Annotated in this window: 21 protein-coding genes and 1 other RNA gene; 9 read left to right on the top strand and 13 right to left on the bottom strand. The window is 64.7% G+C overall.

Going from position 1 to position 21,849, the window contains the following annotated elements:
* Window positions 1–992: sulfatase-like hydrolase/transferase (locus AB7F41_RS13290; protein WP_428406614.1), on the top strand; the 992-nt coding region annotated here is incomplete at its 5' end.
* 92 nt (window positions 993–1,084) lie between these two features.
* The gene (locus AB7F41_RS13295; protein WP_428381953.1) at window positions 1,085–1,483 is read left to right on the top strand and encodes a hypothetical protein; all 399 of its coding nucleotides are present in this window, start codon (window positions 1,085–1,087) and stop codon (window positions 1,481–1,483) included.
* Window positions 1,484–1,571: 88 nt separating this feature from the next.
* Here AB7F41_RS13295 and AB7F41_RS13300 read toward each other — a convergent pair whose 3' ends face one another.
* The 6 genes from AB7F41_RS13300 to AB7F41_RS13325 form a co-directional block, all read right to left on the bottom strand.
* Window positions 1,572–1,823 carry a ribbon-helix-helix domain-containing protein gene (locus AB7F41_RS13300; protein ID WP_428381955.1) on the bottom strand — a complete coding sequence of 84 codons (252 nt, stop codon included), beginning with the start codon at window positions 1,821–1,823 and terminating at the stop codon, window positions 1,572–1,574.
* Complete coding sequence (locus tag AB7F41_RS13305) at window positions 1,820–2,014, bottom strand: DUF4169 family protein (RefSeq protein WP_428381957.1); 195 nt, start codon at window positions 2,012–2,014, stop codon at window positions 1,820–1,822. Before AB7F41_RS13305 ends, AB7F41_RS13300 begins: the two co-directional genes overlap by 4 nt.
* Window positions 2,014–2,619 carry an SspB family protein gene (locus AB7F41_RS13310; protein WP_428381959.1) on the bottom strand — a complete coding sequence of 202 codons (606 nt, stop codon included), beginning with the start codon at window positions 2,617–2,619 and terminating at the stop codon, window positions 2,014–2,016. Before AB7F41_RS13310 ends, AB7F41_RS13305 begins: the two co-directional genes overlap by 1 nt.
* 110 nt (window positions 2,620–2,729) lie before the next feature.
* Window positions 2,730–3,087: a transfer-messenger RNA gene (gene ssrA, locus AB7F41_RS13315) on the bottom strand.
* A gap of 247 nt (window positions 3,088–3,334) precedes the next feature.
* Window positions 3,335–3,940 carry an aminoacyl-tRNA hydrolase gene (pth, locus tag AB7F41_RS13320; RefSeq protein WP_428381961.1) on the bottom strand — a complete coding sequence of 202 codons (606 nt, stop codon included), beginning with the start codon at window positions 3,938–3,940 and terminating at the stop codon, window positions 3,335–3,337.
* Between the two features lie 63 nt (window positions 3,941–4,003).
* Window positions 4,004–4,642 carry a 50S ribosomal protein L25/general stress protein Ctc gene (locus AB7F41_RS13325; RefSeq protein ID WP_428381963.1) on the bottom strand — a complete coding sequence of 213 codons (639 nt, stop codon included), beginning with the start codon at window positions 4,640–4,642 and terminating at the stop codon, window positions 4,004–4,006.
* 208 nt (window positions 4,643–4,850) lie between these two features.
* Here AB7F41_RS13325 and AB7F41_RS13330 point away from each other — a divergent pair, with 208 nt between their 5' ends.
* Complete coding sequence (locus tag AB7F41_RS13330) at window positions 4,851–6,335, top strand: pyruvate kinase (RefSeq protein WP_428381965.1); 1,485 nt, start codon at window positions 4,851–4,853, stop codon at window positions 6,333–6,335.
* Window positions 6,336–6,354: 19 nt separating this feature from the next.
* Here the strand turns inward: AB7F41_RS13330 and aspS are convergent, their stop codons facing one another.
* Both aspS and AB7F41_RS13340 read right to left on the bottom strand, forming a co-directional pair.
* Window positions 6,355–8,133, bottom strand: a complete 1,779-nt coding sequence (gene aspS / locus AB7F41_RS13335) for an aspartate--tRNA ligase (RefSeq protein WP_428381967.1) — start codon at window positions 8,131–8,133, stop codon at window positions 6,355–6,357.
* 566 nt (window positions 8,134–8,699) lie between these two features.
* Window positions 8,700–8,891: a DUF1192 domain-containing protein gene (locus tag AB7F41_RS13340; RefSeq protein ID WP_428381969.1), complete on the bottom strand. Its 192-nt coding sequence runs from the start codon at window positions 8,889–8,891 to the stop codon at window positions 8,700–8,702.
* A gap of 223 nt (window positions 8,892–9,114) precedes the next feature.
* Here AB7F41_RS13340 and ppdK point away from each other — a divergent pair, with 223 nt between their 5' ends.
* Entirely contained in the window at window positions 9,115–11,793 is a 2,679-nt protein-coding gene (ppdK, locus tag AB7F41_RS13345) for a pyruvate, phosphate dikinase (protein ID WP_428381971.1), read from the top strand.
* A gap of 39 nt (window positions 11,794–11,832) precedes the next feature.
* On the opposite strand, the gene AB7F41_RS13350 is transcribed toward ppdK, so the two are convergent.
* Complete coding sequence (locus tag AB7F41_RS13350; protein WP_428381973.1) at window positions 11,833–12,504, bottom strand: Crp/Fnr family transcriptional regulator; 672 nt, start codon at window positions 12,502–12,504, stop codon at window positions 11,833–11,835.
* A 107-nt stretch (window positions 12,505–12,611) separates the two neighbouring features.
* Between AB7F41_RS13350 and AB7F41_RS13355 the strand changes: the two genes are divergently transcribed.
* Together AB7F41_RS13355 and AB7F41_RS13360 are read left to right on the top strand one after the other, a co-directional pair.
* On the top strand, window positions 12,612–13,028 hold the full coding sequence (locus tag AB7F41_RS13355) for a secondary thiamine-phosphate synthase enzyme YjbQ (protein WP_428381975.1): 417 nt from the start codon (window positions 12,612–12,614) through the stop codon (window positions 13,026–13,028).
* Window positions 13,029–13,187: 159 nt separating this feature from the next.
* Entirely contained in the window at window positions 13,188–14,468 is a 1,281-nt protein-coding gene (locus AB7F41_RS13360) for a cell wall hydrolase (RefSeq protein ID WP_428381977.1), read from the top strand.
* 23 nt (window positions 14,469–14,491) lie between these two features.
* On the opposite strand, the gene AB7F41_RS13365 is transcribed toward AB7F41_RS13360, so the two are convergent.
* Both AB7F41_RS13365 and AB7F41_RS13370 read right to left on the bottom strand, forming a co-directional pair.
* Window positions 14,492–15,157 (bottom strand): aminotransferase class IV, encoded by a 666-nt coding sequence (locus tag AB7F41_RS13365; protein WP_428381979.1) that lies wholly within the window; start codon window positions 15,155–15,157, stop codon window positions 14,492–14,494.
* Entirely contained in the window at window positions 15,106–16,290 is a 1,185-nt protein-coding gene (locus AB7F41_RS13370; RefSeq protein WP_428381980.1) for an aminodeoxychorismate synthase component I, read from the bottom strand. The genes AB7F41_RS13365 and AB7F41_RS13370 overlap by 52 nt, the downstream gene beginning before the upstream one ends.
* A 121-nt stretch (window positions 16,291–16,411) precedes the next feature.
* Between AB7F41_RS13370 and AB7F41_RS13375 the strand changes: the two genes are divergently transcribed.
* Entirely contained in the window at window positions 16,412–17,254 is an 843-nt protein-coding gene (locus AB7F41_RS13375; RefSeq protein WP_428381982.1) for a TIGR00282 family metallophosphoesterase, read from the top strand.
* Between the two features lie 49 nt (window positions 17,255–17,303).
* Here the strand turns inward: AB7F41_RS13375 and AB7F41_RS13380 are convergent, their stop codons facing one another.
* Window positions 17,304–18,353, bottom strand: coding sequence for a bile acid:sodium symporter family protein (locus AB7F41_RS13380; protein WP_428381984.1), 1,050 nt, complete (start codon window positions 18,351–18,353; stop codon window positions 17,304–17,306).
* 181 nt (window positions 18,354–18,534) lie between these two features.
* Here AB7F41_RS13380 and ypfJ point away from each other — a divergent pair, with 181 nt between their 5' ends.
* A complete protein-coding gene (gene ypfJ, locus AB7F41_RS13385; RefSeq protein WP_428381986.1) occupies window positions 18,535–19,428 on the top strand; it encodes a KPN_02809 family neutral zinc metallopeptidase in 894 nt (297 codons plus the stop codon).
* An 18-nt stretch (window positions 19,429–19,446) separates the two neighbouring features.
* On the opposite strand, the gene AB7F41_RS13390 is transcribed toward ypfJ, so the two are convergent.
* Complete coding sequence (locus tag AB7F41_RS13390) at window positions 19,447–19,950, bottom strand: transposase (RefSeq protein WP_428381988.1); 504 nt, start codon at window positions 19,948–19,950, stop codon at window positions 19,447–19,449.
* A 131-nt stretch (window positions 19,951–20,081) separates the two neighbouring features.
* Here AB7F41_RS13390 and AB7F41_RS13395 point away from each other — a divergent pair, with 131 nt between their 5' ends.
* The gene (locus AB7F41_RS13395) at window positions 20,082–21,620 is read left to right on the top strand and encodes an NAD(P)H-hydrate dehydratase (RefSeq protein ID WP_428381990.1); all 1,539 of its coding nucleotides are present in this window, start codon (window positions 20,082–20,084) and stop codon (window positions 21,618–21,620) included.
* Window positions 21,621–21,849: the final 229 nt, after the last annotated feature.

Here is a 21,849-nt window from a genome sequence, read left to right on the forward strand (position 1 = left end):
ATGGCGGACAGAAAATCGAAGACACCGGGCCGCTCACCCGGGAGCGCATGCAAACCATCGATGACGACGTCGCCGCGCGCGTCGTCGATTTCCTCGACAGGCAGGCGAAGGGCGATAAGCCGGTGTTTCTGTGGGTGAACTTCACCCATATGCATTTTCGCACCCATCCGAAGCCGAAAAGCGTCGGTCAATCTGGCCGCTGGAACGGGCCATACGCCGATGTGATGATCGATCATGACAAGAACGTCGGGACGATTCTTCAAAAGATCAAAGATCTCGGAATTGAGGATCAGACGATCGTCTTCTATTCGACCGACAACGGCCCGCACATGAATTCCTGGCCGGATGCGGCGATGACCCCCTTCCGCAACGAGAAGAATTCGAACTGGGAGGGCGCCTATCGCGTGCCGGCGATGGTGCGTTGGCCTGGCAAGATCAAGCCGGGTTCGGTCTCCAACGAGATCGTCTCGCATCTCGACTGGATGCCGACGCTTCTCGCAGCCGCCGGCGCGCCGGATATAACGGAAAAATTGCTGAAAGGGTACAAGATCGGAAAATCGAACTACAAAGTCCATCTGGATGGCTACAATCTCCTGCCATATCTCACGGCTCAAGAAGACAAAGGCCCGCGCAAAGAGTTCTTTTACATCTCCGATGACGGCGATCTGACCGGACTTCGTTACGACAATTGGAAGTTCGTCTTTTCGGAACAAAGAGCGCCGGGCACGTTGCGCGTTTGGGCCGAACCGCTGACCAATCTACGCGTGCCGCTGATCTTCAACCTCCGCATGGACCCCTATGAACGCGCCAACATAACGTCGAACACCTATTACGACTGGCTGCTGGACCATGCGTTCATGCTGATCCCAGCCCAGACCTACGTCGGCCAATATCTGGCGACGTTCAAAGACTATCCGCCCCGGCAGAAATCTGCGACGTTCTCGATCGACCAGGTTATGGAAAAGCTGAAACAACCGTTGCATCGCGATTGATCGCCTCAGGCGAGGGCAATCGTTCCGCGGCGCGACAGTCGGTCTGTAGGCGGCGCGCCTATGGGCGTTCGCAACCGATGAGGCGCGCGCACATGCCCTTCAAAATGTCGGCCTTTATATTCTGGTCTGGCGTTTACAACGCCGTCCTGGCTTCAGTTCTGGCGTTCCCGCCTCTTTATCGGGCGATAGGACTGAATATTTGTTCGCCTGTATGGGGATGGCTGATCGCCGGATTCTTGGCTTACACCAGCGTCGTGCTGATCTTCGCCTCTCGAAACCTGATCCAGGGCGGCGCATTGGTCTATTGGGAGTCCTTGCTGCGCTATGTCGCGGCGATCATTCTCATTCCGGCCGGCCTGTTCGGCGATATCGGGTTGATCGCGGCGCTCCTGGGTTTGGGCGATCTCGCGATCGGTCTCGTTTATGCGTTCGGTCTGACGAAAGAACTCGGCGTGTCACACGCCGCCTTGCTGTACGGCAAAGTCGGCTGAAGAAGAGCCCGCTCGTCGCCAGCCGAGCCGGAGAGCGCTGCATTCGACGCGCGCGACGCGTTGGTTGCGACGGAGGGAGAGGGGAAGCTTAAGAACGCCCTAACGCCCGCTCGAGCACAAACACCCTCAGCGCCGAGGACAGATTCGCTTCGCCGCGGCCGGCGTCGACGCGGGCGATGAGCGCCGCGAGCGAGACGCTCTCCTGCGCGGCGATGGCCTTCAGAGCGCGCCAGAAGGCGTCTTCAAGCGAGACGCTGGTGCGGTGGCCGGCGATGACGACCGAATGTTTCACGACGCGGCGGGAACTGGCGTCTTCAGGCGCGGCGGGCGCCTCGCTCACGCCGGATCGTCCGAATCGCGCTCGCGCTTATGGCCGTCGAGCCTCGTGTTTTCCAGTTCCGCCCGGGTGGCGGTCGCTTCGCGCTCGGACTTGCTGCGTCCATGCGCGACGCGGCTTGTTTGCGCCGCCTGTTCTTTGACGCGGCGGTCGCGTTGCTTGCGGGCGCGACGCAGATTGACGACATCGCCCATCAGGGCTTTTTGCGGAACGCGTCGATCGAGACGACTTTCTCGTCGCCTTCGTCCTTTGATTCGACGGGCTTGAGCTTTCGCGGCTTCTCGCCGCTCGCCGCCTTGGCGGATTCCGGCGTAGCCGTCTCAATCTTAAGTGAATCGATTTTGGCCGGTTTGCGCTCGTTCTCGAACTCCGGCGTTTTGGCGACGAGGCTCGGTCCGGTCGGCGCCTCCTCGTCCTCCTCTGCTTCCTCGGCCTCCTCTTCGGCGTTCTCGAAGCGCAGGCCGAATTCGACCGCGGGGTCGAAGAATCCCGTGACCGCGGAGAAGGGCACATAGAGATGTTCGGGAATGGATCGGAAAGACAGCGTGACCCCGAAACCTTCGTCGTCGACTTCGAGATTCGAATATTGATGCTGCAGGATGATCGTCAGTTCGCGCGGCCATTGTTCCGCGAGACGGCGCGAAATCGTCACGCCCGGCGCGTCGGTGCGGAAGCTGATGGTGAAGTGATGATCCCCCGGCAGGTAGCCGCTCTCCGCGACTTCGCCCAGCACTTTGCGCATGACGCCGCGCATGGCGTCCTGAACGAGAAGATCGTAGCGAATAATGTCCTTGGCCATTGCGTCGCGCCAGACCGCTGTCTCTCTGGTCGTCCGGCTCCCGCTTCCGACCATTATGCTTGCCGCATGCTTGCCGCGCCCTGCGTCACGGCGGCGCCGCGCGAAATCTGAGTGGAGGCTTCTGTTGCCAGGCGCCTCCGAGCCCCGCCTAGAAGTGCAAACCCCTAGGGCTTTGATCCCGGTATGGGCGCTGCATTACGCAGCGACGGCCACCGGAGCATAGTTGTCGTTGGCAACTATAAGGTTTGACCCGATAACGGCGGTATCATGCCGAGCGAAAAATCACCCTTTACGCCCTCGTCGATCCTATTTCGCCCCCGCCGAAACCCGCCGCATGACGGGCTTGGGTGGAGGCGCCGGGTACCGCCCCCGGGTCCGAATGGTTTATTACGGTGTTCGTTTATCGCCATAGCCGCCGCAAGCGACGGCGTATTGAATATAGGCGTTTACGGGATTTTGTGAAAGGGCGGCTGAACGCGCTGTGGAAAGGTCGCGGCGGCCCCAAACCTCGCCGTCGCGGTCAATTTCGGCGGTTGCTCCGGGAGAAGGTCGAGAAAATGGCTCCGCTCACGACGCCTCGCGTGTCACGGGAAGATGGAGGCTCCCCGATTGCGCCATATGGCCTTGTGAAGCTTCTTGCTCTTATGCTTGGCGGGCGGCTTGCTCGTTCATTCGGTCGTCATTCGACCAACGCAATCGCTTCGCCATCGTCTCGCTAGGGCGCGCCGACGCGTTTCACCGCGCCAAAGCCCTGCGCCTCCATGGCGAGATGCAGCCGGTTCTGCAGTCCGGCGTCGTCGCCCTTGACGAGCAGTCCGGCGTTGTCGGCGATCGCTTCGCAGAGCGCGGTCACCCAGGGCTCTTCGCTTTTTGCGAAATCGTTGAGCACATAGGCATGGACCAGCGCCTTGTCGCCGGGATGGCCGATGCCGAGCCGCAGCCGCTTGTAGTCGTTGCCGATATGCGCGGTGACCGAGCGCAGCCCGTTATGTCCCGCGACGCCGCCGCCCGTTTTGACGCGGCATTTGGCCGGCGCGAGATCGAGTTCGTCGTGGATCACGACGATCTCGTCCGGCGCTATTTTGTGGAAACGCGCGGCTTCGCCGACCGAACGGCCGCTCTCATTCATATAGGTCTGCGGCTCCAGCAGCATGGCGCGTTCGCCGCCGATCATCCCCTCGGTGACGAGCCCCTGAAAGCGCGCGCGCGCCTGCGGAAAGCCGTGCCGCTTGGCGATCGCTTCGAGCGCCATGAAGCCGATGTTGTGCCGGTTTCGGGCGTAGGCGCGTCCGGGATTGCCGAGTCCGACAAGGAGCAGCATGTGAGCCTCTGACATAAAAATGGCCGGGCGAGCCCGGCCATTATCACGGTAAGCGTTCCAGGCTTACTTCTTCTTTTCGTCCTTGGCCGGAGCGGCGGCCGCGGCCGCGGCCGGACCTTCTTCCTCGGCGACGCCGCCTGCCGGCGGCGACAGGCTCGCCACGGTGAAATTCTTGTCCGGATTGGTGGGCTTGCAGCCCTCGGGAAGCGGTATCGCCGAGATGTGCAGCGAATCGTTGAAGTCCATGCCGCTCAGATCGGCGGTGATCGCCTCAGGAATGTTGTCGGCCGGCACCCACATCTCCACCGTATGGTAGACGATGTTGAGCGCGCCGCCGCGCTTCAGACCGGGCGAGATCTCCTGATTGACGAAATGCACCGGCACCTGCACGCGCAGCCGCGAACCGGGCTTCAGGCGCAGGAAATCGACGTGCATCGGCGTGTCTTTGACGACGTCGAGTTGGTAATCGCGCGGGATCGCGCGCTCTTTCTTGCCCTCGATGTCGAGCTCGAAAATCGTCGTGAGGAAATGTCCTGCGAAGATGAGCTGGGTCACGCTCTTTTTTTCCAGCGAGAGCGGCTGCGGCGCTTCGCCGCCGCCATAAAGCACTGCTGGAATACGGCCCTCACGGCGAACGCTGCGGGCGGCCCCCTTGCCTGTCCCGCTGCGCACCGCGGCCGCGAGCTTCTTGGTCTCGGCCATGTCGGTGTCCTTCAAGTCAAAAGAAAAGGCGCTGCTTCGCCTCCAGGGGTGTCGGAAACGCAGGCGCCGGGGCGCTTATAGGGGAGCGCGGCGCGAGAGGCAAGACGAGCCTGGGCGCGTCCTTGATGGACCCGGCCGCCCCGGCCTTACGCAAGGACTGAGGGCGGTCGTAATAAATGCGTCATCTTGCTTCGGACAGATGGGGGTCATGGTAAGTCATGTAATGGATATCGGCGCTGGGCCGAAGGCCGACGCGGCGACGTTTGAGCTGCGCCAAATCCGAGACGAAGTCGCCGCGCTCCGCGACGCCGTGGCGCGGGAAAGCGAGGCGCGCCGCCTGGACTGGGGCGTCGCCGGCGATGGCGCACGAAATCTCGCCGATTATCTCGCTCTCCGCAGCCATGATCTGATCGCGCTGCAACTGCGACTCTCCGCTTTCGGCCTCTCTTCGCTTGGCCGCAGCGAAGCGGATGTCATGCCGGCCCTCGACGCGCTGCTGGCGACGCTGGGCAGACTGTGCGGCGAAGACGCGGACTATCCTGCGCATGAAGCAATGCGCGCGGGCGAGGATGCGCTGATCCGCGCCTGCGACCAGATTTTTGGCGACGGCGATGGCCGGCGCCAGACGCGCATCATGGCGACGCTGCCCAGCGAAGCCGCGACCGACGCGAGCCTCGTCGCGGCGCTGATCGACGCCGGCATGGATTGCGCGCGCATCAATTGCGCTCATGACGACGCCGCGGCATGGAGCCAGATGATCGACAATGTCCGCGCCGCCTCGCGGCGTCTCGACCGGCCATGCCGGGTGCTGATGGACATTGCGGGCCCGAAACTACGGATCGCGGCCGTGCGCGCCCCGGAAAAATACCGGCTTTATCCGGGGGAGCGTCCGCGTCTTGTCGCCTGCCTCGACGCGCGCAGCGGCCCCGTCGCCTTCTCGGTGAATTTTCCGCAGGTCGTTTCGCAACTGCGTCCCGGCGCGGATGTCTCATTTGACGACGGCAAGGCCACGGGCCGGATCGTCGCCGTGGACGACGCGGGCGCGGAGATCGAAATCATCGCGGCTCGGACGAAAGGCATGCGGCTGAAGCCGGACAAGGGCGTCAACCTTCCTTCGATCGACCTCGAACTCCCGCCGCTCACCCCTAAGGATCTCGCCGATCTCGATCTGGTGGCGCGTTCGGCGGATATCGTCGGCTTGTCGTTCATTCAGCGGGCCGAAGACGTGAGTCTCCTGCAGGCCGAACTTGCCGCGCGGCGCGGCGACATGCCTGCGCAAGCGCTCGTCCTGAAGATCGAAACGCCGCTCGCCGTCCGCAACCTCCCGCGCCTGATCGTCCAGTCGGCGGCGCGCCATCCGACCGCGGTGATGATCGCGCGCGGCGATCTTGCGGTCGAGGTCGGCTTCGCGCGCCTCTCCGAAATGCAGGAAGAGATCCTGTGGTTGTGCGAAGCGGCGCGTGTCCCCGTCATCTGGGCGACTCAGGTGCTCGACCAGCTCGTGCGCGAGGGGGTGGCGAGCCGGCCCGAGACCACCGACGCCGCGATGGCGCAGCGCGCCGATTGCGTGATGCTCAACAAGGGCGACTATCTGCCCCAGGGCGTGCGTTTTCTGCGGGACGTCATCACGCGGATGGAGCGCCACCAGTCCAAGAAATTCGCCCGGCTCGCGAGGCTGCAGGCCTGGCGATAGGCGTCGGGCCGAGTAGGCTTCACCCCTTTTCCGGCAGATTCAGCCGGATGTGCAATTCGCGCAGATGTTTCATCGTCGCTTCCGACGGCGCGCCCATCAGCAGATCCTCAGCGCGTTGATTCATCGGGAACAGCGTCACTTCGCGCAGGTTTTCCTCTTCCGCGAGCAGCATGACGATGCGGTCGACGCCCGGCGCGATCCCGCCGTGCGGCGGCGCGCCATATTGGAAGGCGCGATACATGCCGCCGAATTTCTCGATGAGCACATCCTCGCCATAGCCGGCGATCTCGAACGCCTTCTTCATGATGTCCGGACGATGATTGCGGATGGCGCCGGACGACAGCTCCACGCCGTTGCAGACGATGTCATATTGATAGGCGAGGATGGTGAGCGGGTCCTGAGTCTCCAGCGCCTCCATGCCGCCCTGCGGCATCGAGAATGGATTGTGGGAAAAGTCGACCTTCTTGTCGTCCTCGTTCCACTCATACATCGGAAAATCGACGATCCAGCAGAATTCGAAAACATCCGTCTTCGCCAGGCCGAGTTCGTCGCCGATGCGCAGCCGCGCCATGCCGGCGAGCTTTGCGGCGGCGGTTTCTTCGCCGGCGGAAAAGAACACGGCGTCGCCGGGGCCGACGCCGGCTTTGGCCGCGATCGTGGCCTGAACATCGGCCGGAATGAATTTGGCGATCGGGCCCTTGCCGACGAGCGCGCCGTTTTCGTCCTCGAAAATCACATAGCCGAGGCCCGGCGCGCCCTCGCTTCGCGCCCAGTCGTTCAACTTGTCGAAGAAGCTCCTCGGCTGCGCGGCGGCGCCGGGGGCCGGAATTGCGCGCACGGTCTTGCCGCGGAACGCCTTGAAGCTCACGTCTTCGCGCGCGAATTCCTCAGATACGTCGGCGAGGATCAGCGGATTGCGCAAATCCGGCTTGTCTGTGCCATATTTGAGCATCGCCTCGCGGAAGGAAATGCGCGGAAAGTTCTGCGTGACCGCCTTGCCGTTCGCGAACTCCTCGAAGAGTCCGCGCAGCACCGGCTCCATCGCGTCGAACACGTCGTCCTGCGTGACGAAGCTCATTTCGACGTCGAGCTGGTAGAACTCTCCCGGCGAGCGGTCGGCGCGCGCGTCTTCGTCGCGAAAGCAGGGCGCGATCTGGAAATAGCGATCGAAGCCCGCGACCATGATGAGCTGCTTGAACTGCTGCGGCGCCTGCGGCAGCGCGTAGAATTTTCCCGGATGCAGGCGCGAGGGCACGAGAAAGTCGCGCGCGCCTTCCGGCGAGGAGGCAGTCAGAATCGGCGTCTGGAACTCGAAGAAGCCCGCCTGCTTCATGCGCGTGCGGATCGAGTCGACGATGCGGCCGCGCAGCATGATGTTTCGATGCAGCTTCTCGCGGCGCAGATCGATAAAGCGATATTTAAGGCGCGTGTCCTCCGGATAGGGATGGTCGCCGAAGACGGGCAGCGGCAATTCGGCGGCTGCGCCCAAAACCTCGATCTCGTTGACGTAGACCTCGACCAGTCCCGTCGGCATGTCGGGATTTTCGGTGCCGGCCGGACGCTTGCGCACCTCGCCGTCGAGGCGCACGACCCATTCCGAGCGCAGCTTCTCCGCCTGCGCGAAGGCCGGAGAATCGGGGTCGACCACGCATTGCGTCAGGCCATAATGGTCGCGCAGGTCGATAAACAGCACGCCGCCATGGTCGCGAATGCGATGGCACCAGCCGGAGAGTCGGATTTTTTCGCTGACGAGCGCCTCATTGGGCGCGCCACAATTATGCGAACGGTAGCGATGCATTTGATCTCTCGGGAGGGGTGAGCGCCGGCGAGCGAAACACAGCGTTTGGCGCGGACAAGCGCACGGGCGAGCGGAGCTTGTCAAGCGGACGATGAAGAGGCGTCGGCGGGATTCCTTCGAAGCGCAGTCGACGAAGGCGCTTAATCTGCTTGACTGTAAAGCATCGCTTCGGCACGTTGCGTTTATGTCTTTAGCTCTGGGCTTGTCGATGAATACCTATCATTTGTGGTTAGTCAAAGCTGTCATGATTGCTGCTGCTGTCTTGACTTTCGCGGGATGCGGCGTCAAGTGGAGTAAGCCCTTTTAATACCAGACAGATCAAAACTTATAGTAATGAAGTGAGGACGCATGAGGCTTCTGCGAACAGGACTCGCAGTCCTTCTACTCGCAAGTCTATCGGGCTGTGGAGGAGGAAAGTGGGAGATGGAGGCTTTCCCTCGCTACGGTAAACTGCCGGGACCCAGCGGCAAAATCTGAAAGAGATCTCGGCGGGCGCCGTCAAGCGGCGGGGGTAGGGGTTTCCGTCAACGGCGACGTCGGATGCCCGAGCGTCGCAGACACAGCGTTCATTTTTTGAAAAAGGCGTCGGCCGCGGCGCTTGCCGCCTGCTTCGCGGCGCGGGCGGCCTCGAGCCGCGCGATCTCCTGCCGCAGTCTCTCGATCCGCTCGCCGATCTCGGCGATGGACAGAAGATCGAGCGGCTGGCCGATCTCGAAAGCCGCCGGGCGTCGCGTCGCGCCGTCCTCTTCGCTTTTCATCGTCGCGCGGCCTCGGCTGGATTTCTTTGATCGCTGGCCAAAATAGCGTCCGAAGCGGCATGCGCCAACCTTGTCGACGCGCGTCATTTGAGCGTAACTTCCGGCGCGCTTGATGGTCCGCGCTGGCGGGGCGTCGGCGGCCGTTCGAGCGCCGGCCGAAAGCGCCATGACCGCCAGGCGCGCGCGTTCGCCGCCAGCCCCTTTTCGCCGGACGAAAACGCCTATGACCAAGTGGGTTTACAGTTTCAGCGCCGGTCGGTCCGAAGGATCGGCGTCGATGAAAGAGCTTTTGGGCGGCAAGGGAGCCAATCTCGCAGAAATGGCCGCGCTCGGTCTCCCGGTGCCGCCGGGCTTCACCATCACCACCGAAGTCTGCGCCTATTTTTACGCCAACGACAAGACGTTCCCCGCGAGTCTTCCGGGGCAGGTCGATGAGGCGCTGGCCGAAATCGGCCGCATCGCCGGACACGCTTTCGAGGACCCGCAGTGGCCGCTGCTCGTCTCCGTGCGTTCGGGCGGCCGCGCCTCGATGCCGGGCATGATGGACACGGTGCTCAATCTCGGTCTCAACGACGAGACCGTCGAAGCGCTCGCGCGCAACTCGGGCGATGAACGTTTTGCGTGGGACTGCTACCGGCGTTTCATTGAAATGTATTCGGCGGTCGTGCTTGGCGTCGAACATCACGAATTCGAGGAAGAACTCGAGCGCCTGAAGGAGAGCAGGGGGTTCGCGCTCGACACCCAGCTTTCCGCCGACGATTGGCGCAACGTCGCCGCGCAATACAAGGCGATCGTCGAAAAGGTTGCGGGCAAGAGCTTTCCGCAGGATCCGCGCGAACAATTGTGGGGCGCGATCAAGGCGGTGTTTTCATCCTGGATGAACCATCGCGCGGTCGTCTATCGCAGCCTGCACAACATTCCCGAGAGCTGGGGCACCGCGGTCAATGTTCAGGCGATGGTGTTCGGCAATATGGGGGCGCAATCCGCGACCGGCGTCGCCTTCACGCGCAATCCGTCGACCGGCGTGCGCGAGCTTTACGGCGAATATCTGATCAACGCGCAGGGCGAGGACGTCGTCGCCGGCATTCGCACGCCGCAACCCATCACCCAGTCGGCGAGCCACGCTTCCGGCTTCGAGAAGATTTCGCTCGAAGCGGCGATGCCGGCGATCTTCGCCGAATTCAAAGGATACGCCGACAAGCTCGAACGCCATTTCCGCGACATGCAGGACATGGAGTTCACGGTCGAGCGCGGCAAATTATGGATGCTGCAGACCCGCGCCGGCAAGCGCACGGCGCGCGCGGCGCTCAAACTCGCCGTCGACATGGCGCGGGAAGGGCTGATCGGCAAGGATGAGGCGATCCTGCGGGTCGAGCCGCAGTCGCTCGAACAATTGCTGCATCCCACGATCGATCCCGCAGCGAAACGAAACATTCTCGCGACCGGACTGCCGGCTTCCCCGGGCGCGGCGGTCGGCGAAATCGTCTTCGATCCGGAAGAAGCCGCGAAGCTCGCCTCCAACGGCCGCAAGATCATCCTCGTGCGCATCGAGACGAGCCCCGAAGACATCGGCGGCATGCACGCGGCGGAGGGCATTCTCACCGCGCGCGGCGGCATGACCTCGCACGCCGCCGTCGTCGCGCGCGGCATGGGCAAGCCCTGCGTCACCGGCGCTGGCGCGTTGCGCATCGACTATGAGGACCAGAGCTTCACCGTCGCCGGCAAGCGCTTCGGCAAGGGCGAACGCATCACCATCGACGGCTCCGCCGGCCAGGTCATCGCCGGCGAAGTGAAGATGCAGCGGCCGGAACTCACCGGCGAATTCGCCGTGCTGATGTCATGGGCGGATCAGAAGCGGCGCCTGAAGATCCGCGCCAACGCCGAAACGCCTTCCGACGCGCGCACCGCCCGCCGTTTCGGCGCTGAAGGCATCGGCCTCGCGCGCACCGAACACATGTTTTTCGAAGGCGAGCGAATCGTCGCGGTGCGCGAAATGATTCTCGCCGACGACGCCCAGGGCCGCCGCCTCGCGCTCGCCAAACTGCTGCCCATGCAGCGCGAGGATTTCAAGCAGCTGTTCGAAATCATGTCGGGCCTGCCGGTGACGATCCGCCTGCTCGATCCCCCGCTGCATGAATTCCTGCCGCATTCGGATTCCGAGATCGCCGCCGTCGCGCGGGCGATGGGCGCCGATCCGGTGAAGCTGCGCCGTCGGGCCGCGCAGCTGTCCGAATTCAATCCGATGCTCGGCTTTCGCGGCGTGCGGCTCGCCGTCATCTTCCCCGAGATCGTCGATATGCAGGCCCGCGCGATTTTCGAGGCGGCGATCGAAGCCAGCCTGTCGACGGGCGAGCCGGTCGACATCGAAATCATGGCGCCGCTCGTCTTCACCCGCGCCGAGCTCGATCTCGTCAAGGCGCGCGTCGCCGAAATGGCCAAGCTCGTCGAGGATGAGACCGGGATCAGGCCGAACTACCATGTCGGCACGATGATCGAACTGCCGCGCGCGGCGCTGCGCGCCGACGACATCGCGCCATCGGCGGATTTCTTTTCCTTCGGCACCAATGACCTGACGCAGACGACGCTGGGCATTTCGCGCGACGATTCCGGCTCGTTCCTCAACGCCTATGTCGAAAAGGGGCTGCTGCCGGCGGACCCTTTCGTGACGATCGACCAGGAAGGCGTCGGCGAACTCGTCGCGCTCGGCTGCAAGCGCGCCCGTCAGGCCAATCCGACGATCACGCTCGGCGTCTGCGGCGAGCATGGCGGCGACCCGACGTCCGTCGCCTTCTTCGACAAGATCGGCTTCGACTATGTGTCCTGCTCGCCGTTCCGCGTGCCGATCGCCCGGCTAGCGGCGGCTCAGGCGGCGCTCGGCGAAAAGGCGGCGAGCACGGCGTGACCCGTGGCCGGGCGCGTCCCGGCCATCTGCGCCGCGCCCTTACGCGCTCTCCAGCTCCTCGTCGCGATGGTTCATCTCGAAGCGGCGCACGATCAGCCGCACGAGATAGAGGCCGAACTCCGGATTCTGAAAATAAAGCTGTTCGAACTGCTCATAAGTGATGACGAGCAGCCGGACGTCGCTCAGGCAGCGCGCCGTCGCAGTGCGCCGTCCCTTGGTTGTAAAAAGCGCCATTTCGCCGAAAATGTCGCCGGTCGAAAGCACGGCGCCCCGCTCCACGATTTCGACGCGGCCCTCGACGACGACATAGGCCTCGTCGGCGTCGTCGCCCTTCGAAAACAGCGTTTCGCCGGGTCTCAGCGCGCGCGGATGCATGAAGGGCTTCAGCCATTCGATGTTCAGATCGCTGTCGTTGGCTTCGCGCACGCTGGCGATCAGGCGGCGCATCTCGCGCATGCGGGTGAAGTTGAGCGGCAGATTGATCGCATGTTTGGCGATCGTCGGCGGGTTGGCGGTGAGGAGCCCGTAGGTCACGCCGAGCACATTGCCGAGCATCGCCGTGATTCGCAGCGGGATCATGCGTTTCATATACGCCGCGCCGACGACGGTCGACGCCTCCGCCCAGGCGAGCGCGGTTAGCGCCGCCGCGCCGACCGTCTTTCCCGTATCCGATGCGGCCCAGTTCGTCAGCGTATCGATCAGTTCGGACATCACAGCTTCCATTCTCGCGCCGCGCTTAACCTTTGCGCGCAATCAACACAAGCGTTCAAAAAGCGTGAGAGGCTGGACTTTCCCATGCGCTTTCGCACATTCGCCCTATGCGACAAATGAGCCGAATTCTGCGGATCGACGCTTCGGGACGCGGATTCTACGATTTCACCGAAAATATCCGCGACTTCGTCCGCGCCGCCCGCGTGCGGGAAGGGCTGCTGACGGTCTTCTGCCGGCATACCTCCGCGTCATTGCTCATTCAGGAAAACGCCGATCCCTCCGTGCTGCGCGATCTTGAAGCCGTTTTTGCGCGGCTTGCGCCGGAAGCGGCGGATTACGCGCATGATACGGAAGGCCCCGACGACATGCCGGCGCATATCCGCGCGGCGCTGACGCAGACGCAGCTCTCGATTCCGCTTATCGGCGGGGAGCTGGCGCTTGGCGTCTGGCAGGGAGTCTATCTGTTCGAGCACCGTCGGCGTCCGCACCGGCGCGAGATCGCGCTGCATCTGATCGGCGAATGATTCGGGCCAGTGCTTCATTCTGGCACGATCGCGACGGCGCCCCGGCAACGGTTCCGCAAGGCTAATGCGCGATAAGATTTTACGAAAGATCGCATCCGGGGCGGCGCGGCGTAGGTCGGGGGCCTCGCGCGAGACGCGCCATCGCATGTGGGCCAGTCTATGCGTCGTCAGTCGAGAACGCGTTATGCGCGCAGAGGGGTTGCGCCCTGGGTCTTCAGCGTCACGGCGCCTTGGGCGCTCGGCGTCGGGATGCTGGTCTCCTTCACTGCGGCCGCAGGACAGGATCCCGTCGCGGATTGGAAAGTGTCTCCGCTCGCGGCGCGCGCGCCGGGCGCGCTGACCGTCGGCTTCAGCGAGGCGGCGAGCGGCGACTATGGCTTTTATGGCGAGACGCGCGCGCGAATCGAAAAGGCGCGGCTGATCGTCGGCGGCGCCGACGAGTTTGGCGCGATTCCCGACGAGCGCGAGCCGCATGTCGACCTCAAGCCCGACGTGAAGCATTTTCCGCAGGTCGATCGGCGCCATAAGGGCGATCCGGTCGTCGCCATGCGGCCCGGCTTCGAGACGCGCCGCCCTCAGCCGGCCAATTTGGGGTTAAGCCAGTCGCCGCCGCTTTCCTTCGGACTGGACGGCGAATCGACGCGGCAGACGCCGACGCCGCTCGCGCCGCGCGGCAGGACGCCCGGCGACGAAGCCTTCGAAGAGGTCGACGCTGGCGCCGCCCCCGAGCCGGCCACCACCCAGAAGTCGATGGCCGTCGCCTCGCCGGCGCAGAGCTCGTCGATTTCGACGCCGACCGGCGCCGACGCGCCGCGGGACATCGGCAAGGAAGCGGCGACCGAGCGCGCGCTTCACGGCGCATCGCCGCAAACGCCGCGCGCCGTGGCGCTGGGGTCGTCGACGCCGGCGCAACCGGACGCCGTGCCGATCGCCGTGTCGTCCTTCCCGGGCGCGACGCTGGCGCTGGCGACGCCGGGCGCCAATCCGAGCGCGTCGCGTCCCGATTATGTGGCGTCGATCGATCCGGAGAAGCTTGGACGCGAAACCCGCTGCCTGGCGGAAGCCGTCTATTTCGAGGCCCGCAGCGAACCCGAGGCCGGACAGGCGGCGGTCGCGCAGGTCGTGCTCAACCGCGTTCAGAGCGGCCTTTACCCGTCAAGCGTCTGCGGCGTCGTCTATCAGAATCGCCACCGCTTCCGGCAGTGCCAGTTCTCCTTCGCCTGCGAGGGCAGGTCGCTGCGCATCACCGAAGGCGATTCCTGGGAGCGGGCGGTGCGCGTCGCAAAGGAAGTCATGGTCGGGCGGACCTATATCTCCGACGTCGGCCGGGCGACGCATTATCACGCCAATTACGTTCACCCGCGCTGGGCGCGCGCGCTCAGGAAGATGGACGTCATCGGCAGGCATATTTTCTACCGGTTGAAGCCGGGACAGAGCTGATCGGAATTGGCGGCGTCGGAACGTCAGTCGATGAGCCGCGCCCGAACCAGCCCGCGCACCGAATTGCCGAGGAAAAATTCGGACCCTGAAATATCCTCGAGCCTCAGGATCGATTCGCGCGCGCGGCCTTGCGCGATCAGCGCGGCGCGCAGCGTTCCAGGCAGCAGGCCGCAAGACAGCGGCGGGGTCAGCAAGATGTCGCCCCGAGGCGCGAACAGATTGCAGCGCGCCGCTTCGCACAGCTCGTCGCGCTCGTTTTGAAAGACGACTTCGTCGGCCCCGCAGCGCTGGGCCGCCTCGGCGAGCGAATCTTCGTACAGCGCGCGCCGCGTCGTTTTGTGCCGCAACAGCGGATCGGCGGAGGAAAAGCGTCGCGGCGCGACGGCGACGCGCCAGACGGCGTCGCTCGGAACGGGTTCGATCAACGTGACGCTGGATTCGACCGCCCCGTCGCGCGCAAGAACCAGCCGCACGCGCAAGCGCTCGCCCGGAGCGCGCGCCACGGCGGCCGCCAACGCCTCGCGAACGCGCGCCGGGTCATAGGCGAAGCCGAGCGCGGCGCTCGAAGCGGCGAGCCGGGCGAGATGTTCGGGCAGGAGACGAAACCCCTCGCCGCGCGTCCACAACAGCGTTTCGATCAGGCCGAAGTCGGCGTCGCGCCCGCCAGAAAGCGCGCCTTGATCAGACATTCCTCATACTCTTCGCGCGCGCGGGAATCGGCGACGACGGCGGAGCCGACATTGCAGACAAGATCGCCTTCCGGAAAGATCGTCAGCGTGCGGATCGCGACATTGAAACGAATGTCGCCGTCGGGCGCGATGACGCCGACCGACCCGCAATAGACGCCGCGCGCGGCGCATTCGAGATCGCGGATGATCTCCATCGCGCGGATTTTCGGCGCGCCGGTCACCGAGCCGCATGGAAAAAGCCCGGTGAAGAGATCCTTCAACGTTACGTCGTCGCGAAGCCGCGCCTCGATGCCCGACGTCATCTGATGCAACGTCGGATAGGTCTGGATGGTGAAGAGATCGGTGACTTTGACGGTGCCGACGACGGCGAGGCGCGAGAGGTCGTTTCTCAAAAGATCGACGATCATCAGATTTTCGGCGCGCGACTTTTCGTCTTCGACAAGATATTGCGCGCGCGCCATGTCCTCGGTCGGCAGCGCGCCGCGTTGCGCCGTGCCTTTCATCGGACGCGCGCGGATGGCGCGGCCTTGCGCCTCGAAGAACACTTCCGGCGACAGCGAAACGACGGTTTCGGCCTCGAGCGCCACGACGCCGCCATAGGCGACCGGCTGGCGCTTGCGCAGGCCGCGATAGAGCGCAAGCGGATCGCCCTCATAGCGCCCAAAGAGCGGGAAGGTCAGATTGATCTGATAGACGTCGCCCGCGAAAATATACTCGCGGCACTTGTTGAATCGTTCCGTGTATTCATCCTGCGACCATGCAGGCGCAAGCGCGACGTCCGGCGGCGCGCTCTCGGCGGGCGGCAGCGACCAGGGCCGCGGCGCCCGAAACGCGCCGAACAGGAGCAGCGGCGTGCGGGCGTTTGGCGTCGCCTGCGCGGCGAATTTCGGCTCCAGGGCATAGCCAAGTTCGTAGCCGGCGTAGCCCGCGAGATAGAGGCCGCGCCGAGTCGCCGCCTCCATCCGTTCGAACGCCGGAGCGACGTCTTCCGCCGCGCGCGCGACGATGATCTCCTCGGGTTCGTCGAACAACAGCGCCTGTCCGCCGCTGCGGCTGTCTTCGAAAACGACGTAAGGCCGCGCCGGCGCTTCTGTTTGCGTCAGGACGGCAGGGCGTTCGGCGGCGTCTTGCATTTGTGGCGGAGCTTTCAATGCGGCGGATGTTACATCAGCCGGCTCCAGTTATGAAACGTTGCGTCGTCGCGCAACTTTTGTTCAGCTTTGCTCTCGCTGCGCGCGCGGGCTATGACGGCCCATGTCGAAATCCCCGCCGCTTCGTTTTCTCTTCATTGGCGACGTGCTGGGCCGTTCGGGCCGCGCGGCATTGTCGCGCTTTATCCCGAGACTGCGCGAAAAATGGGCGCTCGACTTCGTGGTCGTCAATGGCGAGAACGCCGCCGGCGGCTTCGGCATCACCGAGGCGATCTGCGACGAAATGCTCGGCCTCGGCGTCGATTGCGTCACGCTCGGCAACCACGCCTTCGATCAGCGCGAGGCGCTCGTCTTCATCGAGCGGCAGCCCCGGCTGCTGCGCCCGGTCAATTATCCGCGCGGGACTCCGGGGCGCGGCGCCGGCCTCTATACGGCGGCGCGGGGACAGCAGGTGCTCGTCGTCAATCCGATCGGCCGAGTCTTCATGGAGGCGCTCGACGATCCCTTCGCCGCGATCGAACGCGAGCTGGGCGCCTGTCCACTCGGCGTCGGATGCGACGCGATCGTCATCGACATGCACGCCGAGGCGTCGAGCGAGAAAATGGCGATGGCGCATTTTGTCGACGGCCGCGCGTCGGTGGTGATCGGGACGCATACGCATGTTCCGACCGCCGACGCGCAGATCCTTCCGGGGGGCACCGGCTATCAGACCGACGCCGGCATGACGGGGGATTATGATTCCGTCGTCGGCATGGACAAGGAGGAGCCGCTCCGCCGCTTCCTGCGCAAGACGCCAGGCGCGCGCTACGAGCCGGCGAACGGCGAGGCGACCTTCTGCGCCGTGGCCGCGGAGATCGGCGCGGATGGGCTCGCGGGCATGATTGCGCCGGTGCGGCTCGGCGGCCGGCTGCGGGACGAGTGGCCCGAGGCATGGGGCGCCCCCTGACCGCCCGACACGCGCCCATGAGCATCCTGAGCGCTCATGCGCCAGCAGCCTAGCGGGACACGGCGCGATCGACGAACGACGCCGCAAAATGCTGGACGAGATTGTAGAAGATGACCGGCAGCATCACCTGCGGGTGATCGGCGAGCGCCATTGAGGCAAGCACCAGCGCCGTGCCGTTGTTGTTCATGCCAAGTCCGAACATCATCGAAACCGTGTCTGCCCGAGAGGCCTTAAGGGCGCGGGAGATGCCGTAGCCTGCGGCGAACATGACCATGCACAGGCTCCCGACGATGGCGAGAATGGCCGCCAGAAAATCGAAGTCGGGGTGGGCCACCGCATTGGGCAGCGACAGCGCTGCGTTGGAGTAGTTGAGCAGCGTCAGGACGATCATATTGGCGATCTTCAGGTAGGGGCCCGCCGCAACGACCCGGGCCTGACCCGCAATTCGGTTGACGGCGATCCCCAAAAGCGTCGGCAGGATCACCCATGCGCCGAGAAAGGCGAATGCGCCGCCCGAGGCGAGTTCATGCAGGTCTTCGGCATAATCCCCGATCGTCACATAGCCGACGCCGTGGAGAACAATCGGCGTCAGGATCGGACTGAGAATGGTCGTCAGCAGCACGAGCGCAAGACTCAGCGCGAGATTGCCGTTGGCGTTCTGCGACCACGCCGTCGACGCGCCGGCGATCGGCATGGAGGCGATCAGGGCCAGTCCGACGAGGATCTGCTGAACCTCCTCCGGATTGTGCCAGACCTTGAGCGTGCCGCTTGCGGCGACGATAAATCCGAGCGGGACGAACACATTGGCCGCCAGGCCGGACGCCAAGAGCGAAGGCCGGCGCAGCATGTTTTCGATGTCGGCGGTTTTGGCCGCGAGCCCCGCGTTGAACAGCAACAGCGCCAGCATGATCGTCGGCAGCGAAATATGTAATGGCGCGCCAAAGAACTCGAGCGGGCTGAATTCGATGCTCCGAATATGCAGACCAAGCCCGGGCCAAAGCGCCGCCGCTATATATGAAGCGCCTATGATGTAAATAAAATAATGGTGAACAATGCCTGCTACTGATTGCGCTATGCTCTTACTTTCAGGATTGCTCATGAGGCGGCTGCCGTTTCTGGAAAGAGACGAGGGCGATATCTTTGTACTGCTTCGGCCACGAAATGAATGCGGTCGCCGCCTGCGCGCTGCGATCGGCCTGTTCCACTCTACCAAGACCTTATAAGCTCGCTTAAATAGCTCATCGAGTGGCGCCTCCGGGCGCGGGTCCGGAGCGCGCGATATGAAGTGGGAAGATCTCCAGTCGTCGGAAAACATCGAGGATCGTCGCGGCGACGGGCCGATGATCGCGCGCGGGCCGCGCGTCGGCGCGGGCGGCATCGGCCTGGGCACGATGGTGGTGCTCGGGCTGATCGGCTGGGCGCTCGGCATCAATCCGGCGATTCTCATCGGCGGCGCCGAGATGATCAACAATATGCGCCGGCCGCGCGAAGTCGCTCTCCCTCGCCAGCAGGCCCCGCAGCAAGCCGCCCCTGAGGACCAGATGGGGCGTTTCGTCGCAAAAGTGGTGGGGTCCAACGAGCAGGTCTGGTCGCGGGTGCTGCCGGAGCAGAAGGGGGTGCGTTTTCAGCCGCCTCGGCTCGTTCTGTTTAACGGCTATACGCAGTCGCGCTGCGGCGTGGCGCAATCGGCCATGGGTCCGTTCTACTGCCCGCTCGATCAGCGCATCTATCTCGACACCTCCTTCTTCCGCGACATGCAGCGGCGGTTCGGCGGCGGCGGCGATTTCGCATACGCCTATGTGATCTCTCACGAGATGGGCCATCACATCCAGAACCTGCTCGGCATTCTGCCGAAGATACAGCGGGCGCAGCAGATGGCCGGCAGCCGCTCCGAAGCGAATGCGCTGTCGGTTCGGGTGGAGCTGATGGCCGATTGCCTTGCGGGAGTCTGGGCCAATAACGCCAACAAGCAGAGCCCCATGCTCGACGAGGGCGACGTCGAGGAGGCGGTCGCCGCGGCGCAGGCGATCGGGGACGACCGGCAGCAGCGCGCGACCCGCGGCTATGTCGTGCCCGACAGCTTTACCCACGGCTCCTCGGCGCAGCGCACCCAATGGCTGCTGAAGGGGATGCGCACAGGCAGCATCGACGCCTGCAACACATTCGCTTACTGAAGCTGCGACGCCGCGCGGTTAGAAAACGCGGCGCGCCCGGGTCGTCAGATCGCGGGCCCGCAGTTTCCGCACGAATCGCGCGAAATCTGCGCCTTCAGCAGCCGCGAGCGCGCTCTTTGGCGCGATGAGCCCGACCGGCTGCGCCAGTCGGGGCGCAATGCGGGTCACCAAGGATTCCGGCGCGAGACGAAGCGTCCTGGCCCGGCTTCTGTCGCCATAGGCGAAAAAATCATGCGTTTCCTCGGCGAAACCGCGCTCGACCACGAAACCGGCCAGCAGAAGGAACGCATGGTCGCGCCGGGCCATTTTCAGCGCCTGCGCGACGCCGTCGGCGGCGTGCGGCGTTTCGATCAGCGCGCAGCCAGCCTCATCGGCGATCCCGTCCAGGCCTCGCCCAGGCGCGGAGATGATCAAAGCGTCGGCGACAACCCCCTGAACGCAGGACTCGACGAGCGACCCGAGGCTGCGCGCCACGGTCTCGCGGCGCAACGGCGCTTCGGGAGAATCTGAGGCGATGAGCACGGCGGTCAGCATCCTGCTGACATAGCGGAATCTGACGAGGAGCGGAACGCGGCGCCGTTTTAACGAGCGGCGTGACCGTCTTGTGAGCGACGCCCATTGCGCGGGCGACGCCCATCGGTCACCATCGCGCCATGCCCTCAGCGCTCCCGCTCGAAATTCTCACGACGGATCAAATGGCTCGCGCCGATCGGTTGACGATCGAGAGCGGCGTGCCGGCGATGAAGCTGATGGAGAGCGCCGCGGCGGCGATCGCGCGGGCGACGAGCCAGATCCTGCAACGCACCAGCGGGCGTCGGGTGCTGGTTCTCTGCGGTCCCGGCAACAATGGCGGCGACGGCTTCGTCGCTGCGCGGCTCTTGCGGGCGCAACGCTACAAAGTGCGCGTCGCTTCGCTCACCCCGCTCGATCAATTGCGCGGCGACGCGGCGACGGCGGCCGCCGCCTGGCCTTGCCCGGTCACTTCCGCGCTCGATTGCAGTTTCGACGGCGTGGATCTCGTCATCGACGCCCTGTTTGGCACCGGGCTCGCGCGCGATCTCGATCCCAAGGCGTGCGAACTGGTTCGACGCCTCAATCGCTGGCGTCGCGAAAGCGGCCAGAACGTCGTCGCCGTCGATATTCCGAGCGGCGTCGACGGCACGACCGGCGCGGTGCGCGGCGCGGCCGTCGAGGCCGATGCGACCGTCACTTTCTTTCGTGTGAAGACCGGCCATCTGCTGCTGCCGGGTCGTCTGCACTGCGGCCAGCTCACTTGCGCGCATATCGGCATTCGCTCTTCGGCGCTTGGCGCGCTGCAGGTCTCGACGTTCGCCAACATGCCGCAGCTCTGGCGCGCGGCGCTGCCGCTGCCGCAGGTCGAGGGTCACAAATATTCGCGGGGGCATGCGCTGGTCGTCTCGGGCGGCGCCTCCTTTACAGGCGCCGCGCGCTTGTCGGCGGCGGCGGCGCTTCGCGCCGGCGCAGGCCTCGTGACGCTGGCCAGTCCGACGGAAGCGCTGGCGGTCAACGCCAGCGCGCTGACGTCGGTCATGGTTCGGCCGGCGGACGGCGCGAACGGCCTCGCCAAGGTCCTCGCCGACGAGCGCAAGAACGCCGTCGCCATCGGTCCGGGGCTCGGCGTCAGCGCGGCGAGCTGCGCTCAGGTCGAAACCGCGCTCGCGCCGCAGGCCTATCGGCGCGCCGCCGTCCTCGACGCGGACGCGCTTTCGAGCTTCGCCGACGATCCGGAGCGGCTGTGGCGCGCGACGCGCGCCGCGCCTGGTCCCGTCGTGATGACGCCGCATGCGGGCGAGTTCGCACGGCTCTTCGCCGCTTGCGATTGCAGCTGCGACTGCCGCTCGAAACTCGACAAGTCGCGCGAGGCGGCGCGCGCCAGCGGCGCGGTCGTGCTGTTCAAGGGACCGGACACGGTCGTCGCGGCGCCCGATGGACGCGCCTCGATCCTCCCTCATGCGACGCCCTGGCTCGCCACGGCCGGATCAGGCGACGTCCTGACGGGCATTATCGCCGGCTTGCTCGCGCAGCGGATGGACGGATTCCTTGCGGCCTCCTGCGGTGCCTGGATGCACGCCCGCGCCGCCGAGATTTTTGGTCCCGGCCTCATCGCCGACGATATTATCGCCGCGCTGCCGCAAGTGTGGCGGGAGCTATGCGCCGTTCAACCGAAATAGGCGACAGGTCGCCGGCGGAAGATCGCTTTCCGCTTGGTCCGGCGCAAGCGTGGCTCTATTTGAATATGGGCTGGCGGACTTGTCCTGCGTTGGAGACCTTCGTAGAATCTTGTTGCTTGAGCGAGGGCGGCGCTTCGATGCTGAGTGTAGGCATGAGTTCGCGCTCCTGCTCCAAGCGGCTTCCGTCGCTGTCATATTGATGTCGCAGCCGGAACGCTTCTGAGCGTAA

Source organism: Methylocystis sp. (genome assembly GCF_050251305.1).
GTDB lineage: Bacteria > Pseudomonadota > Alphaproteobacteria > Rhizobiales > Beijerinckiaceae > Methylocystis.